Genomic DNA, 17,885 nt, shown 5'->3' on the forward strand with positions numbered 1-17,885 from the left:
AGGCCGGGGTATAAAATTGGCATTGAACATAGTGCACGCTGTTGAGTTCTCAAGAATCGGACACATCCCGCCTCCACACCAGAACGGTGCTTCACAACGGAAGTGATCGAAGAATTTGTTGCTTGCGTCATACGCGTCTTCTCGGTAGACTAGGAGAAGTTTCTTTCTCCCTGTCGCCGTGGCAACTTGTCTAACTTAGCACATCCGCAGGCCGTGTCAAATCCGGCTTCTTCGCGATGTCGTCACGCTCGTAGGCGCTCCGACGTTGCTCGGTTCAGGACCTGAGTCCTGCGCCGGGCGGCGAAGTTGCTGGATCCGAGGGATCCTGCGAAGGCTTTACATCCGTGCGGCAGACCTGCTCCGAAAAGCTGTCTTGCCGAGTGGATGGTCCCGATTGAGGCCGGGACGTAGGAGCTGCTGCTCTTTCCGTTTCCCTGCGGCCTTTGTGGCGACTCGGAATAAGTTACGCAGCGATCGCGGTGCTGTCAAACGACGGGCCGAAATCGCGCATCCCGGGCGTGTCGGGATCGGGGGTCCTCCCCGTCGGCGCCCGGTTCCGCGGGCGGATCCGGGGTCCGAGCCGGCTGCACCGGACCGAGGCGGGCACCCGCGCGCGGGATCCGACTCCACCGAGTGGAAGGACCCTCCCCGGAAACGACGAGGAGCGCGCGGCCCGGATCGCTCCGGTACCGCGCGCTCCTCGAGTGGATGCCGGGACTACGCCCCGATGCCGACCGCCTCGGGGGAGACGTCCGCACCGGGAGCCGAGGGCTCGAGCGCCTCGGCGACGCGCTGCGAGAGCGACGAGTCGACGTTCGCCCAGTACTGGAGCACGCGCTGCCGCAGCTCCGGACGGGTGACCTTCGACACGTGGCCGGCGATGTTCGCGACCAGGCGGGCGCGCGCGTCGTCGTCGAGGACCTCGCGGTAGAGCGTCCCCGCCTGACCGAAGTCGTCGTCCTCCGGGTGGAGGGTCGCCGCGGCGCGCGTCAGCTCGCCGTCGGTCTCCCAGCCGGCCGACTCCGCCGCCCGGGCGGGATCGGCGTGGGCGCCGCCCATCGTGTTCGGCGCGTAGACGGGCACCTCGGACTTCTGGAAGTCGAACCGCATGGGGCCGTCCTTCGAGTACGAGTGCACCGGCGACTTCGGCGCGTTCACCGGCAGCTGCGCGTGGTTGGTCCCCACGCGGTAGCGGTGCGCGTCGGCGTAGCTGAAGATGCGCGCGAGGAGCATCTTGTCGGGGCTGGCCGCGATCCCGGGCACGAAGTTCGAGGGGGCGAACGCCGCCTGCTCGATCTGCGCGAAGTAGTTCTCGGGGTTCCGGTCGAGCGTCATGGTGCCGACCTCGATCAGCGGGTAGTCGGCGTGGGGCCAGACCTTGGTGAGGTCGAACGGGTTGAACCGGTAGCTCTTCGCGTCCTCGTACGGCATGACCTGCACGGACAGCGTCCACGAGGGGAAGTCGCCGCGGTCGATCGCGGAGGACAGGTCGCGGATGTGGAAGTCCGCGTCCTCACCGGCGATCTGGTCGGCCTGCTCCTGGCTCAGGATCTCGACGCCCTGGTCGGTCTTGAAGTGGTACTTGACCCAGAAGCGCTCGCCGGCGGCGTTGATCCACTGGTAGGTGTGCGAGCCGAAGCCGTCCATGTGCCGCCACGAGGAGGGGAGGCCGCGGTCGCCCATGAGCCACGTGACCTGGTGGGCCGACTCGGGCGAGAGGGTCCAGAAGTCCCACTGCATGTCGTGGTCGCGCAGGTGGCTGCCGGGCAGGCGCTTCTGCGAGCGGATGAAGTCGGGGAACTTGATGCCGTCGCGGATGAAGAAGACGGGGGTGTTGTTGCCGACGAGGTCGTAGTTGCCCTCGCTCGTGTAGAACTTCAGCGCGAAGCCGCGGGGGTCGCGCCAGGTGTCGGGCGAGCCCTGCTCGCCGGCGACCGTGGAGAACCGCGCGAGCATCTCGGTCTCGACTCCGGGCTGGAAGAGCGCGGCACGCGTGTAGGCGCTGACGTCGGCGGTGGTGGTGAAGCGTCCGAAGGCTCCGCCGCCCTTGGCGTGGACGACCCGCTCCGGGATGCGCTCGCGGTTGAACTGGGCCAGCTTCTCGACGAGGTAGTGGTCGTGGAGCGCGAGGGGTCCGTCGGCTCCGACGCTCAGCGAGTGGTCGTCGCTCGCGACCGGTGCTCCGGAGTTCGTGGTGGTGAATCGTTCCTCGGTCATGTTCCTCCTGTCGGCGAGGGGCACGGGGCCCGCCGCTGCGGTGTAGCGGATGTCGGTCAGTGGGCGAGGGCCAGGCAGTCGGGGCAGGTGCCCCAGAACGTGACGTCGGCGGTGTCCACGGCGAAGCCGCTCGCGGTCTGCGGATGCAGGCACGGCGCCTCCCCGACGACGCAGTCGACGTCGGCCACGGCCCCGCAGCGCCGGCACACCACGTGGTGGTGGTTGTCGCCGACCCGCAGCTCGAACCGGCGGGGGTGGCCCTCCGGCTCGATGCGGCGGACGATCCCGGCGTCGGTGAACGCCGAGAGCACTCCGTAGACGGCCTGGGCCGAGGCCTCGGGGAGGCCCTCGCGCACTCGGGCCAGGACCGCGTCGACCCCGGAGTGCGGGTGCTCCTCGAGAGCGAGGAGCACCGCGCGCCGGGTGGCGGTGACCTTGAGCCCGGAGGCTCGGAGCCGCTCGTCCACTGTCGTCATGCCGAGGACACTACCCGAGTTGTCTTGAGCGGATCAAAACAACGGGCGGCGTGGCGCGCTCGTCCGGGTGAACGGCCGGGAACGCTCCGGCGGCCCCGCGGAGGCTCCGATCAGGCGACCGGACCCTCGACCAGCACGACCTGGGCGGAGCGGGCGGCGCCCGCGGTGTCGGTCCACGAGATCGTCACCGACTCCCCGGGCTCGCGCTGCGCGAGCGAGGCGGACAGCTGATCGGCCGAGGCGACGGCGACCCCGTCGACCGCGGTGACGACGTCCCCCGCCTCGAGGCCCGCCTGCGCGGCCGGCCCGCCCTCGACGACTCCGCCGATCACGGCGCCGGACGCGGTGGTCGCGAGCGCGCGCGAGGTCGGCGACGCGGTGTCGGAGGAGAGGGAGACGCCGAGGAAGGCCGGGTAGCCGATCTCGACAGTGGCCGTGTCGGCGCCCGCCTCGATGGTGGCCACGATGTCCAGGGCCTTCGAGATCGGGATCGCGAAGCCGGTGATGTCGGCCGTCCCGCTGGAGGCGGCGGTGTCCATCCCCACGACGCGGCCGGCGGAGTCGACGAGCGGGCCGCCGGAGTCGCCGGAGACGATGTCGGCGTCCGTCTGGATCAGCCCGGTCAGCGTCTCGGCGGAGATCCCCGACTCGGAGCGGGTGGTGATCTGCTGATCGAGACCCGTGACCGTGCCGGTGGCGGCGACCAGGTCGCCCGTCCCTCCCGCGTTGCCGACGGCGGTCACGGTGTCGCCCACAGCGACCCCGTCCGTGTCGAGCGAGGCGGGGGTGAGGCCGGAGGCGTCCTCCAGCTGCAGGACGGCGACGTCGTTCGTCGCGTCGGTGCCGACGACGCGGGCGGTGTAGCTGCGGCCCGTCGACTCCACCGTGACCGAGATCGCGGTGGCGCCCTCGACGACGTGGTTGTTGGTGAGGATCACGCCGTCGGAGGTGAGGATCATGCCGGTGCCGGCCGAGCGGGCGCCCTGGTAGGTGAGCTCGGAGGCGATCGTGACGACGCCGGCGGTCTGCGCGGTGCTCGCGGCCACGGCGTCGGTCGCGCCGGTGGCCGGCTCGGCGGCGGAGGAGCCGCCCTGCGTCGAGCCGTACGGGGAGGAGCCGCCCTGCGTCGATCCGCCCCAGGAGGGGACGATCACGTACCCGCCGCCGAAGGATCCCCGCGAGCCGCCGGGGTAGGCGATCGTGGCGGCGCCGGCCGAGGCGGAGGAAGCCGCCTCGGTGCGGCCGGCGGTGGCGACTCCGCCTGCTGTCACTCCGATCAGCACGGCGAGGCCGAGGCCGCCGGCGATCAGCGCCCGACGACGACGACGACGGTCGTCCGCGCGCAGCGCGCGCACCTCGTCGGCGCCCGTCGCCTCGGTGGTGGCGGGCTGGTCGGTGAGCTCTCGCTCGTCGGATTCGTGTCGCTCGTTCATGGTGTCGTCCTCGTGCCGGGGCCGCCCCTGACGGCGACCGGTTCCCATTCCACGCCCGGCCTCCCGGCGCCGCCTGGACGATGCTTATGCGGTTCCTATGAGCGCTCGCCCCTCTGAATGGTTGTAGCTTCAACCAAAAGCGGGTAGCGTCTCCGCCGTGACCACCTCCTCCCCCGACCTGCTCGCTCCCGACACCGCGATGGGCGCGGTGACCCTCCGCGTCGCCGACCTCGACGGGATGATCGCCTACTACCGCGACGCCGTGACGCTCGAGCTGCTCTCGCACGACGGACCGGTCGCGGTGCTCGGCCGCGGCGGAGTGCCGGCCGTGATCCTCCAGCACGCGCCCGAGCTGGTGCACGCCTCGCCGCGCAGCGCCGGCCTCTTCCACACGGCGATCCTCTTCGAATCGGAGGCGGCGCTCGCCGCGGCCGTGTACAGCGTCGCGACCCGGCACCCCGGCTCGTTCACCGGCAGCTCCGACCACCTGGTCAGCAAGGCCTTCTACTTCGACGACCCCGAGCACAACGGCGTCGAGCTCTACTGGGACCGCGACCGCACGCAGTGGTCGTGGACGCACGGGCGGATCGAGATGAGCACGCTCTTCCTCGACCCGAACGCGTTCCTGCAGGAGCACCTCACCGAGGAGTCGATCGCGCAGCCGCGCCTCGGCGGCGCCTCCGTCGGCCACGTGCACCTGAGCGTGGGCGACGTCGCCACCGCGAAGGAGTTCTACGTCGACCGGCTCGGCTTCGAGACGACGATCGCGTACGGCGGGCAGGCGCTCTTCGTCTCGGCGGGCGGCTACCACCACCACATGGCGATGAACACCTGGAACTCGGCGGGCGCCGGACGCCGGCAGCAGGCCCTCGGCCTCGGACAGGTCGAGATCGTGGTGCCCGGCGCCGACGACCTCGGCGCGCTCGGCGAGCGGCTGGCCCGCTCCGGAGTCGCCACCCGCGACGACGGCCGCACCCTCGCCTTCGAGGACCCCTGGGCGAACGCGATCCGCGTCACGACCTCCTGAGCGCCACCGACCGCGGGGACCCCCGCGGGTACGATGGTCGCGCGGAAGACCGCACTCCCCCGAGACTCCGGAGAACACGGTGCCCACGATCGTCGTTGAAGTCATGCCCAAGGCCGAGCTGCTCGACCCGCAGGGGAAGGCCGTCGCCGGCGCGCTCGCGCGGCTGGGCCACTCCGCCCTCCACGGCGTGCGGGTGGGCAAGCGCTTCGAGATCACCGTCGACGAGGTGACCGACGAGGTGCGCGCCTCGGTGCAGCGCATCGCCGACGAGATGCTCTCGAACTCGGTGATCGAGGACGTCGTCGGGATCCACTACCCGGCAGAGGCCGCCCGATGAGGATCGGCGTCATCACCTTCCCCGGCTCGCTCGACGACCGCGACGCCCAGCGCGCCGTCCGGTTCGCGGGTGCGGAGCCGGTCGCGCTGTGGCACGGCGACCACGACCTCGACGGCGTCGACGCGATCGTCCTGCCCGGCGGCTTCTCCTACGGCGACTACCTGCGCTGCGGCGCCATCGCCTCCCACTCCCCGATCATGCGCGAGGTCGTCGACGCGGCGAACGCCGGGACCCCGGTCCTCGGCATCTGCAACGGCTTCCAGATGCTCACCGAGGCGCACCTGCTGCCCGGCGGCCTGATCGCGAACGACATCGGATCCTTCGTCTGCCGCGACCAGCGCCTGATGGTCGCGAGCACCGAGACCGCCTGGACGAACGGCTTCGAGCCCGGCCAGGAGATCACGATCCCGCTGAAGAACGGCGAGGGCGGCTACATCGCCTCGGCCGACACGCTGGTCGAGCTCGAGGCGGAGGGACGCGTCGTCGTCCGCTACCTCGGCCACAACCCGAACGGCTCCATGAACGACATCGCCGGCATCAGCAACCGCCGCGGCAATGTGGTGGGGCTCATGCCGCACCCGGAGCACGCCGTCGAGGAGGGCTTCGGGCCCGACACGGCCGCCGCGATGCGCTCGGGTGTGGACGGGCTGACGTTCTTCACGTCGGCGCTGAAGTCGCTGCTCGCCTCCGCCTGACGCATCCGGTCCGGGCGGCTCCGCCCGCCCGCGACGCACGAGACCCCCGGTTCCGGCCGGGGGTCTCGTGCGTGATGGGCGATGTTCACGGAGCCGCTCAGGGCCCGGTCAGGACCTCGGGCTCGGGGGTCATCGAGATGGTGGGGATCGAGGCGGTGATCACGGTGCCGTCGGAGCGGCGGGTGCCCTCGATGTCGGACGTGGTCGGCGCGCCGTGCAGGCGGCGGCCCTGGTGCGTGAGCGGGACGCGCACGGGGCTGCCGGCAGCGACGTGCACGCGCTCGTCGCGGACGGTGATCGCGGCGGAGTCGCCGGTCTCGACCGTCAGCAGGACCTCGGTCTGCGTCACCTCGACGCGCACGCGCGTGCCGTGGAGGGTGATGCGGAAGGCGAGGCGGTCCCAGTCGTCGGGCAGGCGCGGGTCGAGCGTGATCCGCCCACCGTGGTCGCGCATCCCGCCGAAGCCGTAGACGAGGGCGCTCCAGACGCCGCCCGTCGAGGCGACGTGGATGCCGTCCGCGGTGTTGCGGTGCAGGTCGGCGAGGTCGACGAACAGCGCCGACAGGAAGTAGTGGCGGGCCAGGTCGCTGTAGCCGACCTCGGCGGCGATGATCGACTGCACGACGGCCGAGAGGGTCGAGTCACCGGTGGTCAGCGCGTCGTAGTACTCGAAGTCGGCGCGCTTCTGCTCGGCGGTGAACTCGTTGCCCTGCAGCAGCAGCGCGAGCACGACGTCGGCCTGCTTGAGCACCTGGAAGCGGTAGATCACCAGCGGGTGGAAGTGCAGCAGCAGCGGGCGCTTGCTCGCGGGGGTGTTCTCGAGGTCCCACAGCTCCTTCTCGAGGAAGGCCGCGTCCTGCGGGTGGATGCCCGCCCGCGCGTCGAAGGGGATGTGCATCTTCTCGGCGGCGCGCGCCCACTCGAGCACCTCGCCCTCGTCGAGAGCGAGGCGGTCGGCCATCCGCTCGTACGCGGCGGGCTCGACGGCCTTCAGCAGCTCGACGGCGCGTGCGGCCGAGCGGAGGTTCGCCCGGGCCATGACGTTCGTGTACAGGTTGTCGTTGACGACGGTCGTGTACTCGTCCGGCCCCGTCACTCCGTGGATGTGGAAGTGATCGTCGCCGTTGCTGCGCCAGAAGCCCAGATCGGCCCACATCCGCGCGGTCTCGACGAGGATGTCGATCGCTCCGCGGGCGAGGAAGTCGTCGTCGCCCGTGGCACCCACGTACTGCATGAGCGCGTAGGAGATGTCGGCGTCGATGTGGTACTGAGCGGTGCCGGCGGCGTAGTACGCCGACGACTCCTGACCGTTGATGGTGCGCCAGGGGAAGAGCGCGCCGCGCTGGTTGAGCTCGGAGGCGCGCGCCCGGGCGGCCTCGAGCATGTTCTGCCGGAAGCGCAGGGCGTTCCGGGCGACGAGGGGCGCCGTGTAGCTGAGGAACGGGAGGACGTAGACCTCGGTGTCCCAGAAGTAGTGGCCGCCGTAGCCGGAGCCCGAGACGCCCTTGGCCGCGACTCCGCCGCCGTCGGTGCGGGCGGTGGACTGGGCGAGCTGGAAGAGGTTCCAGCGGGTGGCCTGCTGGATCGCGGGCTGGCCGTCCAGCTGCACGTCGGAGCGGGTCCAGAAGTCGTCGAGCCACTCGCGCTGCTTGACGAACTGCTCCTCGACCGGCGTCTCGCGGGCGCGGTCGAGCGTGCGGTCGCAGCGGTCGGCGAGCTCGCGCACGGGCACGCCGCGGGAAGTGTGGTAGGTCAGCGTCTTGACCAGGCGGACCGGCCGGCCGGCCTTGGCCTTCACGCGGTAGACGTGCTTGGCGAGGTCGTCGTCGATCTGGGAGGTCTGGTCCCACTCGTTCTCGGTCTCGAGCTGGTGCTCGGCGCCGCAGGCGACGGTCATCTGGGAGTTGGTGGTCCGGTAGCCGAGGAGGTAGCGGGTGCCGCTGACGCGCTTGAGGCGCGGCTGGAGCACGCGGTCCTCGAACGACTCCGCCTTGCGCGGGTCGAAGCCGGCCCCCTCGCTGCCGGAGGGGGCGTGGTACTCGTCGACGCCGTCCTGGCGGTTTAGGATCTGGCTCGAGATCAGCACGGACGCGTCGTGGTCGAGCATCTCGACCTCGTAGTCGAGGATCGCGAGGTGCCGGTCGGTGAACGAGACCAGGCGGCGCGAGCGGATCAGGACGCGCTTGCCGGAGGGGGTGCGCCACTCCAGCTCGCGGGTGAGCACGCCGTTCGCGAAGTCGAGGCGGCGCGAGTAGGCGAGGACGTCGGCCTCGCTCAGCACGAAGGGCTCGTCGTCGACGTAGAGGCGGATGATCTTGGCGTCCGGCACGTTGACGATGGTCTGGCCGACGCGGGCGAAGCCGAACGCCTCCTCCGCGTGGCGGATGGGCCAGGTCTCGTGGAACCCGTTGATGAAGGTGCCGTAGGCGTAGCCGTCGCGCCCCTCCTCCACGTTGCCGCGGAGGCCGAGGTAGCCGTTGCCGGTGGCGAAGAGCGTCTCGGTGCGGCCCTGCAGCTCGGAGGCGAACTCGGTCTCGACGAGGGCCCACTCGTCGATCGGGAAGCGGTTCCGGTCGAGCGGGTCGGAGGTGATGGGGTTCATGCGGCGTCCTCGGGGGCGGGAGCGGTGGGGAGGAAGGGGAGCAGCTCGGCCAGGTCGTCCACGACCAGGTCGGCGCCGTGCTCGAGCAGGGTGTCGGCCCCGACTCCGCGGTCGACGCCGACGACGAGGCCGAAGCCGCCCGCGCGGCCTGCCGCGACTCCGGAGTGCGCGTCCTCGAGGACGGCGCACTCGGCGGCCGGGAGGCCGAGGAGCTCGGCCGCGTAGAGGTAGGTGTCGGGCGCGGGCTTGCCGGCGATCGAGCGCTCGGCGGCGAGGAGCCCGTCCACGACGACCTCGAAGCGGTCGCGGAGGCCGGCCGCCTCGAGCACCGGCACGCCGTTGCGGGAGGAGGTGACGACGGCGACCTGCACGCCCGCGGCGATCGCGGCGTCGACGAAGCGGAGCGAGCCCGGGTAGGGAGCGACGCCGGTCTCGGCGAGGGTGCGGTTGAAGGCGTCGTTCTTGCGGTTGCCGAGCCCGCAGACGGTCTCGAGCGACGGGTCGTCCTCGGGCGCGCCCTCGGGGAGGGTGATGCCGCGCGAGGCGAGGAGCGCCCGGACGCCGTCGTACCGCGGGCGTCCGTCGATGTACCGGAAGTAGTCGGCGTCGGTGTAGCCCTCGGCGATCCCGCGCGAGGAGAGGTACTCCGTGAACAGCCGCGACCAGGCCTGCATGTGGACGTCGGCGGTCGGCGTGAGCACGCCGTCGAGGTCGAACAGGAGCGCGCGGACGCCGCGGAGGGCGGAGGCGTCGGGGCGCGTCGGGGATGCAGTCACGGCGGGGAGGACCTCTGATCGGGGGCAGGCGTTCGGCGGTTCCGCCGATGACGGTCGTCCGCCGCGGACTGCAGGTATCGTATACGCCCCCCGGCCGCCGTGTGGAACCGTTTACACGTCCGTCATCTGCGCGCCGCCGGGGGCGTCGATCCGCTCGGGGGCGAGGCGGTGCCGCCCGAGGGGGAGCATCAGCGGAGTGCCCGAGGTCGGGTCGGTGATGATGCGGCTGTCGAGGCCGAACACGGCGAGCACCGTCTCCTCGGTGAGCACCGCGGCCGGGGTGCCGGAGGCGTGCACCGCGCCGTGCGCGATGGCCACGAGGTGGTCGGCGTAGCGGGCGGCCAAGTTGAGGTCGTGCAGCACCATCACCACCGTCGTCCCGCGGGTGCGGTTGAGGTCGACGAGCAGGTCGAGCACCTCGATCTGGTGGCTGACGTCGAGGAACGTGGTCGGCTCGTCCAGCAGCAGCACGTCGGTCTCCTGCGCGAGTGCCATCGCGATCCAGACGCGCTGGCGCTGCCCGCCGCTGAGCTCGTCGACGGAGCGGTCGGCCAGGGCGGCGGTGTCGGTCGCGTCGAGCGCGGTCGCGACGGCCTCGTCGTCGTGCGCGCTCCAGCGGCTCAGCATCCCCTGGTGCGGATGGCGGCCTCGGCCGACGAGATCCGCGACGGTGATGCCCTCCGGGGCGATCGGCGACTGCGGGAGGAGGCCGAGCGTGCGGGCGAGCTGCTTCGCCGGCGTCCGGTGCACGGCCCTGCCGTCGAGCAGCACGGCGCCGGAGCGGGGCGCGAGCAGGCGCGACATCGAGCGCAGGAGCGTCGACTTGCCGCAGGCGTTCGCTCCGACGATCGCGGTGATGCGGCCGGGCGGGACGACGAGGTCGAGGCCGTCGACGACCGTCCGGTCGCCGTAGCCGAGGGTGACCCCCTCGGCCGTCAGTGTGTGCGCGGTGGTCACAGTGAGCCTCCCGCTCTGTTGCTGCGGACGATGAGGTAGACGAGGTACGGCGCCCCGAGGACGCCGGTGACCACTCCGACCGGGTAGCGCAGGCCCAGCCCGAACTGCCCGACGAAGTCGGCGACGAGCACGAGCAGCGCGCCGACGAGGGCCGAGGGGATGAGGAGCGACGCGCCGGGCCCGATCAGGCGGGCGGCGATCGGGCCGGAGAGGAAGGCCACGAACGCGATCGGGCCGGCGGCGGCGGTCGCGAAGGCGATCAGCCCGACCGCCGCGACGATCACGACGAGGCGGTTGGCGTTCACGCGGATGCCGAGCGCGGAGGCGGTGTCGTCGCCGAGCTGCGTGGCGGAGAGATCGCGCGAGCGCGAGAGCAGGACGGGGGTGAGGACGACGACCGCGGCGAGGACCGGCACGACCTCGCTCCAGCTCGCGCCGTTGAGGCTCCCGGTGAGCCAGCGGGACGCCTCCTGCAGGTCCCACGCGGCGGCCTGCGAGAGCACGTAGGCGGTGAGGGAGTCGAGCATGGCGGCGACCCCGATGCCGATCAGGATCAGCCGGGTACCGGCGACTCCGCTGCGGTAGGACAGGGCGTAGACGAGCAGGGCGACCACGAGTCCCGCGACGATCGCGAGGGCCGAGACCTGCGCGGCCCCGAGCGAGAGCGTCACGATCGCGAAGGCCGCGGCGGCGCTCGCCCCGGCGCTGATCCCGATGATGTCGGGGCTGGCGAGCGGGTTACGGAGCATGGTCTGGAAGCTCACTCCGCCGAGCCCGAAGCACAGGCCCACCAGCAGGGCGAGGACGGCGCGCGGGAGGCGGAGGCGCCCGACGGTGAAGCTCGCCCCGGGGACCTGCTCGCCGAGGATCACGCGGAGCACCTCGTCGGGCGAGTAGACGGTCTGGCCGACCAGCAGGGAGACGGCGAGGACGGCCGCGATCAGGACAGCGAGCACGGCGACGACGATCCGGCGGCGGGCCCCGCGGCGGCGGCGGCCGGCCGCGACGGCGCGGGCGGTGGCGGAGGGCGCCTCGACCAGCGCGGTCACAGCTCGCGCACCTTCTGGCGGCGGACGATCGCGATGAACACCGGGGCGCCGACCAGCGCGGTGACGATGCCCACATCGATCTCGCTCGGGCGCGCGACGACGCGGCCGACGATGTCGGCGGCGATCAGGAGCACGGCGCCGGTCACCGCCGAGAACGGCAGCAGCCAGCGGTGGTCGACGCCGACGAGGAGGCGGCAGGCGTGCGGGACGACCAGGCCGACGAAGCCGATCGGCCCGGTGACCGCGGTCGTCGCTCCGCAGAGCACGACCGCGCCCAGGGCGGCCCCGCCGCGCGCGAGGGCGACCCGCTCCCCCAGGCCCGCGGCGAGCTCGTCGCCGAGCGCGAGGGTGTTGAGGCTCTTGGCCGAGAGAACGCAGAGGACGAGGCCGGCCAGGAGGAAGGGGAGCACCTGCGCGATGCTCGCGGACGTCGCGCCGCCCACTCCGCCGATCTGCCAGGAGCGGATGCCGCCCGCGATGTCGGCGCGCGGCAGGACGATCGCGCTGATCACCGAGACGAGCGCGGCCGAGGTGGCGGCGCCGGCCAGGGCGAGCTTGAGCGGAGTCGCGCCGCCGCGCCCGAGCGAACCGACCGTGTAGACGAAGACCGCGGCGACCGCGGCCCCGCCGATCGCGACCCAGACGTAGGCGGCGGAGCTCGTCAGCCCGAAGAAGACGATGCCCGTCACGACCGCGAGCGAGGCTCCGGTGTTCACCCCGAGGATGCCGGGGTCGGCCAGCGGATTGCGGGTCACCCCCTGCATCAGCACGCCGGCGACGCCGAGGGCCGCGCCCGCGATCGCGGCGAGCACGGTGCGCGGGATGCGCTTGGCGACCGCGGCCTGCGCGAACCCGTCCGTGGACCCGCCGAACGCGGCGACCACGTCGCTCCACGCCACCTCCCGGGACCCCACCAGCACCGAGACCACGGCGGCGGCGAGCAGCACGGCCACGGCCGCGAGCAGCCAGAGGGCGCGCAGCCGCCTCGGGCGGCGCACGGCGGCGACGCCCGAGGCGGCGGGAGGAGCGGCGAGGGTCACGCGGGTCGGATCCCGGCTCAGGCGGCCGGAGTGCTCTGCGCGGCCTTGGCGGCGGCCTCGTCGAGCAGGTCCAGGTAGTCGTCGAGGACCCACGAGATCGAGAGCGGCGTCGGGTTGGCGGCGGTGCCGAGCGGGGTGGAGGGCAGGCGCACGATGGCGTCGTCGGCGACCGCGGGGATCTGCGAGAGCAGCGGGTCGGCCTTGAGGGTGCTCACGAGCTCGTCGTCGCCGTAGGTGACGATCACGTCGACGTCGCTGAAGGCGTCGGCCTGCTCGGCGCTCTGCGTGAGCGAGAACTTGTCGGTCGCGGCGGAGGCGGTGGCGATGCTGCCCGGAGTGGCCATGCCGAGGTCCTCGAAGAACGCGGGGCGGGTGTCGTGCGAGGTGTAGAAGCTGACCTGGCTGAGGTCGGTCGGGTCGACGTGGGTGAGGAACATCGCCGAGGTGCCGGCCAGCTGCGGGTGCGCGGCGACCTTCTCCTCGATCTCGCCCTCGAGCTCGGTGATCAGGGCGGCGCCCTCGTCGGCCCTGTCCATCGCCTCGCTGTTCAGCGTGATCATGTCGCGCCAGGAGGTGCCCCAGGCGGTCTCGGGGTAGGCGACGACCGGGGCGATCTCGCTCAGGGTGTCGTAGTCCTCCTGCGTGAGGCCGGAGTAGGCGGCGAGGATGACGTCCGGGTCGGTGTCCGAGACGGCCTCGAAGTCGATGCCGTCGGTCTCGTCGAAGAGGACGGGGGTCTCGGCGCCGAGCTCGTCGAGCTTCTCGCTCACCCAGGGGAGGAGCCCGTCGCCGTCGTCGTCGCCGAAGTTGGCGGCGGCCATGCCCACGGGGACCACGCCCAGCGCGAGCGGGACCTCGTGGTTGGCCCAGTTGACGGTCGCCACGCGCTCGGGCGCCGACTCGATGGTGGTGGTGCCGAGAGCGTGCTCGATCGTGATCGGCGTGAAGCCGCTGTCGGCGGCGGCGTCGTCTCCGGCGGCCGAGCCGCTGCAGCCGGCGAGGCCGATCGTCAGCGCGGTGGCGGCGAGCAGGGCGAGGGGCGTGGTGGCGCGGGGCATGGGTCCCTTTCGAGAGGCTGTGCGGGAGGCGGCGCAGGGTCCGAGTGGACCGGCACTAAGGACAGCCTAACCAAAGAATGTGCGTGCTCTCAGCCCCGATTCCTCGCCTCCCGAGGTCGGAGGCGCCCCGAGGTGCCGCTCGCGGAGCCCGGAGGCGGCCCTGCCACGGCCGCGGACGTCACGCCGTCGCGAGCCTCTCGACGGTGCGCAGGTTCCGGGTCGTCGTGGTGGAGCGGTAGGCGGATCGGGCGAGGATCCGTGCGACCGGCGTGTCCGTCGAGGAGCCGCGCGGGCAGCGCCAGTAGAGGACGCCGGCACCCCGGGCGACGAGCTCGACCGCCGGATCCGGCTCGCCGATCGCGCCCTGCGCGGCGTCGAGCGCCTCCTCGTCCGAGCCGAAGACGACGTACGGATGCGCCTCCTCGTCGATCCGCGGGAACGGGTAGGCGGCGAGCACCGCGGCGAGCGCCTCCTGCGTCACGAGCACGATCCAGGCGTCGTAGCCGAACCGCTCGGCGAGCGCCGCCTCGAGCGCGGGCTTCAGCTCGGCGGCCGGGCGATCGGAGTCGAAGGCCGCGTTGCCGCTCGCGAGGACCGTCCGCACCCGGTCCACGCCGATCCCGGCGACCGTCTCGGCGAGCTCGGCGCTGCGGACGGTGCGGCCGTTCACGTTCACTCCGCGGAGGAGGGCGAGGAACCGGGTCATGCGGCCGACGGTAGCGTGACGGCATGGCACGCGGAAGCGGACGACGACGACCCCGGCGGACCCTCGAGGAGGAGATCCTGCGGGCGAGCGAGCGCGGACCCGGGGCGAGGACGCGGGCGGAGACCGTCCCGCCCTCCGGACGCCGGCTGGTGGCGCCGCCCGCCTCGGGCACCCTGCTCCACGTCGACGTGGACGCGCTGGTGGCGCTCGCCGCGCGGGAGGACCTGCTGATCGCGCTGGAGCGGCGGATCGGCGAGCACGCGGTGGCCGCGGCTCCGGTGCTCTCGTGGTGGTCGGCGACTCCGTCGGTCCCGGGCGAGGAGGAGGAGCGCCGGCTCGACGCGCTCGTGCTGCGGACGGTGGAGCTCGGGGCGGGGCCGGCCGACGACGTGGACTCGCGGCTGCGGGAGCTGGCGCACGAGGGCGATCTGGACGAACTGGGCGCCGCACTGGCGCTGCTCGCGCGGGTCCCGGATCCGCCGGCGGCGTTCCAGGATCCGGACGGGTTCCTGCGCGTGACGGTCCCGGAATCGCCGTTCGAGCGGCGGCTCGAGGTCCTCGCGGAGGCGCAGGGCCGGGCGGGCGAGCTGCTGGTGCTGCTGCGCGACTGCGCGTTCACCGCGACCCTGCCGCGGCGACGCTCGGCGATCGCAGCGATGAGCGGGCGGATCCGCGCGGCCGCGGACCAGGGGCGCCTCGACTCCCGGCGGCTGGACGAGCTCGCGGAGGCGGTGGACGCGGCGCTCGAGAAGCGGTGGACCGTGCTCTGACGGCGGTCCGCGTTACGGGCGCGCCCGTCGCGGTGACCGTTCGCGCACCGGTTCAGCCCCCGCGCACCCCGGGTGAATAGGCTGGACGGATGCCTCTCACCGGTCTCGACCTCCGCCGCTTCCCCGCCGCCCTGAACGACGAGGGCGGTCCCGATGCCGCCACCGCCGCGTGGGCCACCGCGATCAACGCGGGCTTCCACGAGAAGGAGTTCACGCCGGAGAAGCTGCGCGACTGGGCCGAGCACATGGTCGCCGACCAGCGCGTGCTCACCGCGGTCGTCGACTCCTCCGCCCCCGAGGGACTCGACGGCGCGGGCGTGCCGGTCGGCACCTACGCGGCGTTCCCCGGGGCCCTGCAGGTCGGCGGGGGACGCGAGCTGCCGGCGCACCTCGTCTCGCAGGTGACCGTGCGGCCCACGCACCGGCGCCGCGGCATCCTGCGCGCGATGATCACCGAGGACCTGCGCCTGGCGAAGGAGGCCGGCACCCCGGTCGCCGCGCTCACGGCGAGCGAGGCCTCCATCTACCGCCGGTTCGGCTTCGGCCGCTCGGCCTTCACCCGCTCGATCCGCGTCGACACCGGGCCGCGCTTCGGCCTGCAGACCGAGCCCGCCGGCCGCGTCGAGGTGGTCGCGACGAGCTGGCTGCAGCCGCGCATCCCCGCGGTGTTCGCCGCGTTCCAGGCGTCGACCCCCGGCTCGCTGACCCGCCAGTCGCGCTACGAGGCGAACTCCGTCGGCACCGCGTCCGGCGAGACCACGCCCGGCCTCGACGTCCGCTCGGCCGTCCACCTCGACGAGGAGGGGACGCTCGACGGCTTCGTGACCTACCGCGCGGTCGGGCCCGAGGACGACAAGACCCTCGAGATCGTCGACCTCGTCGCCCCCGGCGCCGACGCCTACCTCGCGCTCTGGGGCTACCTCGGCGCGGTCGACCTCGCCTCCGCGGTGACCTGGGACATGGCGCCGGTGGACGATCCGCTGACCTGGGCGCTCCGCGACGCGCGCGTGGTGCAGGTGAGCCACGTGGGCGACCTGATCTGGCTGCGGATCCTCGACGTCGCCGCCGCGTTCTCGGCCCGGCCGTGGACCGCTGACGGCTCGGTCGTCGTCGAGGTGGCCGACGGGCTCGGGCTCGCCGACGGCCGCTACCGCCTCACCGCCTCGGGCGGCTCCGCCACTGTGGAGCGCACCGGGGACGAGGCCGAGCTCGCGCTGGACGTGGCCGACCTGGGCTCGCTGCTGCTGGGCTCGGTGCGGCCGTCGATCCTGGCGAAGGCCGGGCTGGCGCGCGTCACGGGCGAGGCGGGGCGGATGGACCGCCTGTTCGCGCCGATCGCGACGCCGTACTGCATCTCGTTCTTCTAGGAGGCACCGCCCTCCCGGCGGCACCGCCCTCTCGGCGGCAGCGCGCGGCCGGCGGTGTCCGGCTCCCGCGCCGCCGCCGCCGCCCCCGCGCATCCGCGGCCGCCGCGGACTGCCAGCCGCCTCCGGGCGTCCGCGCATCCCGCGTCGGTCATGCTGGAGGACCCGTCCCCGACACCGGCAGGAGTTCCGCGTGGGTGCATCCGTGATCGTCGACGTCATCGTCGTGCTGAGCCTCATCGGCGCGCTCGTCGACGGTCTGCGGCGCGGTCTGCTCCGGACCCTCGGCGGTCTCGCCGGGATCGTCGCGGGCGCGATCGGCGCCTCGTTCGCCGTGCCCGCCGTCTCGTCGTGGGCGGCCGGCAGCGAGTGGCGCCTGCTCGCCGTGATCGGCACCGCCGTGCTGCTGCTGGGCGTCGGCTACGCGATCGGAGCGACGCTCGGCGCGGTCATCGGCCGTGGAGCCGACCGCGTGAAGCTCGGCCTGCTCGACCGGCTCGCGGGCGGCGTCGCCGGCGTCGCGATCTCCGGCCTGGTCTGGATCGCCGTCACCTCGGCCGTCTCCCTCCTCGGCGTCCCCCTCGTCACGACCTCGGTCGCCGGCTCGACGGTCATCCGCACGATCGACGACCTCACCCCCTCCCCCGTCCGCGCCTTCCTCGCCCAGCTGCAGTCGACCGTGGTCGACGAGGGCACGTCGTGGGTCGTCGAGGCGCTCGACGCTCCCACCCAGGCGCCCGCGATCCCGGATGTCTCGACCGACGACCCGGAGGTCGCCGCGGCCACCCGCTCGGTCGTGCGCGTCTCCGGCACGGCCTGGGCCTGCGACGTCGGAGTGACGGGCAGCGGCTTCGTCGTCTCGGACGACCGCGTGATCACCAACGCGCACGTGGTCGGCGGAGTCTCGCAGCCGGTCGTCGAGGCGCCGGGCGAGGCCCCGCGCACCGGCCGAGTCGTCTACCTGGACCCGGCCGCCGACCTCGCCGTGATCGCCGTCGACGGGCTCGACGCCTCCCCGCTCCCGCTCGACGACGCCGTCGCCGCCGGGGACGACGCGGTGGTCGCGGGCTACCCCTTCGGCGGCCCGCTGACCCTCGGCTCGGCCGAGATCTCCTCCGACGCCACGGTCTCGCTGATGGTCGACGGAGCACCGACCTCACGGGAGGTGCTGACCCTCGCCGCCGTCGTCAACCAGGGCAACTCGGGCGGCCCGCTGCTCTCTCTCGAGGGCACCGTGTCGGGCGTCGTCTTCGGCAAGGCCGCCTCCGTCGACAACGTCGGCTACGCCATCCCGCTCTCGGTCCTCACTCCCGTGGTCGAGCGGGCCGCCTCGCTGACGGACGCCGTCGATCCGGGGGCCTGCCGCTCGAAGTGAGCG

Annotated in this window: 16 protein-coding genes; 6 read left to right on the forward strand and 10 right to left on the reverse strand. The window is 72.9% G+C overall.

Annotated elements, in window-relative coordinates; genetic code table 11:
* Positions 1–717 precede the first annotated feature (717 nt).
* From C5C50_RS06580 to C5C50_RS06590, 3 genes are all read right to left on the reverse strand, one after another.
* Complete coding sequence (locus tag C5C50_RS06580; RefSeq protein WP_104269005.1) at positions 718–2,217, reverse strand: catalase; 1,500 nt, start codon at positions 2,215–2,217, stop codon at positions 718–720.
* Between the two features lie 56 nt (positions 2,218–2,273).
* Positions 2,274–2,693, reverse strand: coding sequence for a Fur family transcriptional regulator (locus tag C5C50_RS06585; RefSeq protein WP_104222735.1), 420 nt, complete (start codon positions 2,691–2,693; stop codon positions 2,274–2,276).
* Between the two features lie 110 nt (positions 2,694–2,803).
* Positions 2,804–4,126, reverse strand: a complete 1,323-nt coding sequence (locus C5C50_RS06590) for a S1C family serine protease (RefSeq protein ID WP_104273137.1) — start codon at positions 4,124–4,126, stop codon at positions 2,804–2,806.
* Positions 4,127–4,325: 199 nt separating this feature from the next.
* Here C5C50_RS06590 and C5C50_RS06595 point away from each other — a divergent pair, with 199 nt between their 5' ends.
* From C5C50_RS06595 to purQ, 3 genes are all read left to right on the forward strand, one after another.
* The gene (locus tag C5C50_RS06595) at positions 4,326–5,153 is read left to right on the forward strand and encodes a VOC family protein (protein WP_104239376.1); all 828 of its coding nucleotides are present in this window, start codon (positions 4,326–4,328) and stop codon (positions 5,151–5,153) included.
* A gap of 79 nt (positions 5,154–5,232) precedes the next feature.
* The gene (gene purS / locus C5C50_RS06600; RefSeq protein ID WP_104222736.1) at positions 5,233–5,490 is read left to right on the forward strand and encodes a phosphoribosylformylglycinamidine synthase subunit PurS; all 258 of its coding nucleotides are present in this window, start codon (positions 5,233–5,235) and stop codon (positions 5,488–5,490) included.
* Complete coding sequence (gene purQ, locus C5C50_RS06605; RefSeq protein WP_104247459.1) at positions 5,487–6,185, forward strand: phosphoribosylformylglycinamidine synthase subunit PurQ; 699 nt, start codon at positions 5,487–5,489, stop codon at positions 6,183–6,185. Before purS ends, purQ begins: the two co-directional genes overlap by 4 nt.
* A gap of 97 nt (positions 6,186–6,282) precedes the next feature.
* Here the strand turns inward: purQ and C5C50_RS06610 are convergent, their stop codons facing one another.
* The 7 genes from C5C50_RS06610 to C5C50_RS06640 form a co-directional block, all read right to left on the reverse strand.
* Positions 6,283–8,787: a glycoside hydrolase family 65 protein gene (locus tag C5C50_RS06610; RefSeq protein ID WP_104222738.1), complete on the reverse strand. Its 2,505-nt coding sequence runs from the start codon at positions 8,785–8,787 to the stop codon at positions 6,283–6,285.
* Positions 8,784–9,563 (reverse strand): HAD family phosphatase, encoded by a 780-nt coding sequence (locus C5C50_RS06615; RefSeq protein ID WP_104222739.1) that lies wholly within the window; start codon positions 9,561–9,563, stop codon positions 8,784–8,786. The genes C5C50_RS06610 and C5C50_RS06615 overlap by 4 nt, the downstream gene beginning before the upstream one ends.
* Positions 9,564–9,674: 111 nt before the next feature.
* Positions 9,675–10,520, reverse strand: a complete 846-nt coding sequence (locus C5C50_RS06620) for an ABC transporter ATP-binding protein (protein ID WP_104273138.1) — start codon at positions 10,518–10,520, stop codon at positions 9,675–9,677.
* Positions 10,517–11,569 (reverse strand): iron ABC transporter permease, encoded by a 1,053-nt coding sequence (locus tag C5C50_RS06625; protein WP_258067692.1) that lies wholly within the window; start codon positions 11,567–11,569, stop codon positions 10,517–10,519. Before C5C50_RS06625 ends, C5C50_RS06620 begins: the two co-directional genes overlap by 4 nt.
* On the reverse strand, positions 11,566–12,609 hold the full coding sequence (locus C5C50_RS06630; RefSeq protein WP_104222742.1) for an iron ABC transporter permease: 1,044 nt from the start codon (positions 12,607–12,609) through the stop codon (positions 11,566–11,568). Before C5C50_RS06630 ends, C5C50_RS06625 begins: the two co-directional genes overlap by 4 nt.
* A 17-nt stretch (positions 12,610–12,626) precedes the next feature.
* Positions 12,627–13,667, reverse strand: coding sequence for an iron-siderophore ABC transporter substrate-binding protein (locus tag C5C50_RS06635; RefSeq protein ID WP_104273139.1), 1,041 nt, complete (start codon positions 13,665–13,667; stop codon positions 12,627–12,629).
* 178 nt (positions 13,668–13,845) lie between these two features.
* Positions 13,846–14,373 carry a DUF1697 domain-containing protein gene (locus C5C50_RS06640; RefSeq protein WP_104273140.1) on the reverse strand — a complete coding sequence of 176 codons (528 nt, stop codon included), beginning with the start codon at positions 14,371–14,373 and terminating at the stop codon, positions 13,846–13,848.
* 23 nt (positions 14,374–14,396) lie between these two features.
* Here C5C50_RS06640 and C5C50_RS06645 point away from each other — a divergent pair, with 23 nt between their 5' ends.
* The 3 genes from C5C50_RS06645 to C5C50_RS06655 all read left to right on the forward strand — a co-directional run bounded on the left by C5C50_RS06645 (position 14,397) and on the right by C5C50_RS06655 (position 17,882).
* Positions 14,397–15,143 carry a DUF2254 family protein gene (locus C5C50_RS06645; protein WP_104273141.1) on the forward strand — a complete coding sequence of 249 codons (747 nt, stop codon included), beginning with the start codon at positions 14,397–14,399 and terminating at the stop codon, positions 15,141–15,143.
* An 89-nt stretch (positions 15,144–15,232) separates the two neighbouring features.
* Positions 15,233–16,510 (forward strand): GNAT family N-acetyltransferase, encoded by a 1,278-nt coding sequence (locus C5C50_RS06650; protein WP_104222746.1) that lies wholly within the window; start codon positions 15,233–15,235, stop codon positions 16,508–16,510.
* 190 nt (positions 16,511–16,700) lie between these two features.
* Positions 16,701–17,882: a MarP family serine protease gene (locus tag C5C50_RS06655; RefSeq protein WP_258062192.1), complete on the forward strand. Its 1,182-nt coding sequence runs from the start codon at positions 16,701–16,703 to the stop codon at positions 17,880–17,882.
* The last annotated feature ends 3 nt before the right edge of the window (positions 17,883–17,885 follow it).

This window comes from Rathayibacter sp. AY1D9 (assembly GCF_002932395.1).
In the GTDB taxonomy this organism is placed as follows: domain Bacteria; phylum Actinomycetota; class Actinomycetes; order Actinomycetales; family Microbacteriaceae; genus Rathayibacter.

Excerpts from the sequence above, each read along its gene's own strand:
- C5C50_RS06580 (WP_104269005.1), bottom strand. The coding sequence starts at position 2,217 with ATGACCGAGGAACGATTCACCACCACGAACTCCGGAGCACCGGTCGCG.
- C5C50_RS06585 (WP_104222735.1), bottom strand. The coding sequence starts at position 2,693 with ATGACGACAGTGGACGAGCGGCTCCGAGCCTCCGGGCTCAAGGTCACC.
- C5C50_RS06590 (WP_104273137.1), bottom strand. The coding sequence starts at position 4,126 with ATGAACGAGCGACACGAATCCGACGAGCGAGAGCTCACCGACCAGCCC.
- C5C50_RS06595 (WP_104239376.1), top strand. The coding sequence starts at position 4,326 with ATGGGCGCGGTGACCCTCCGCGTCGCCGACCTCGACGGGATGATCGCC.
- purQ (WP_104247459.1), top strand. The coding sequence starts at position 5,487 with ATGAGGATCGGCGTCATCACCTTCCCCGGCTCGCTCGACGACCGCGAC.
- C5C50_RS06610 (WP_104222738.1), bottom strand. The coding sequence starts at position 8,787 with ATGAACCCCATCACCTCCGACCCGCTCGACCGGAACCGCTTCCCGATC.
- C5C50_RS06635 (WP_104273139.1), bottom strand. The coding sequence starts at position 13,667 with ATGCCCCGCGCCACCACGCCCCTCGCCCTGCTCGCCGCCACCGCGCTG.
- C5C50_RS06640 (WP_104273140.1), bottom strand. The coding sequence starts at position 14,373 with ATGACCCGGTTCCTCGCCCTCCTCCGCGGAGTGAACGTGAACGGCCGC.
- C5C50_RS06645 (WP_104273141.1), top strand. The coding sequence starts at position 14,397 with ATGGCACGCGGAAGCGGACGACGACGACCCCGGCGGACCCTCGAGGAG.
- C5C50_RS06650 (WP_104222746.1), top strand. The coding sequence starts at position 15,233 with ATGCCTCTCACCGGTCTCGACCTCCGCCGCTTCCCCGCCGCCCTGAAC.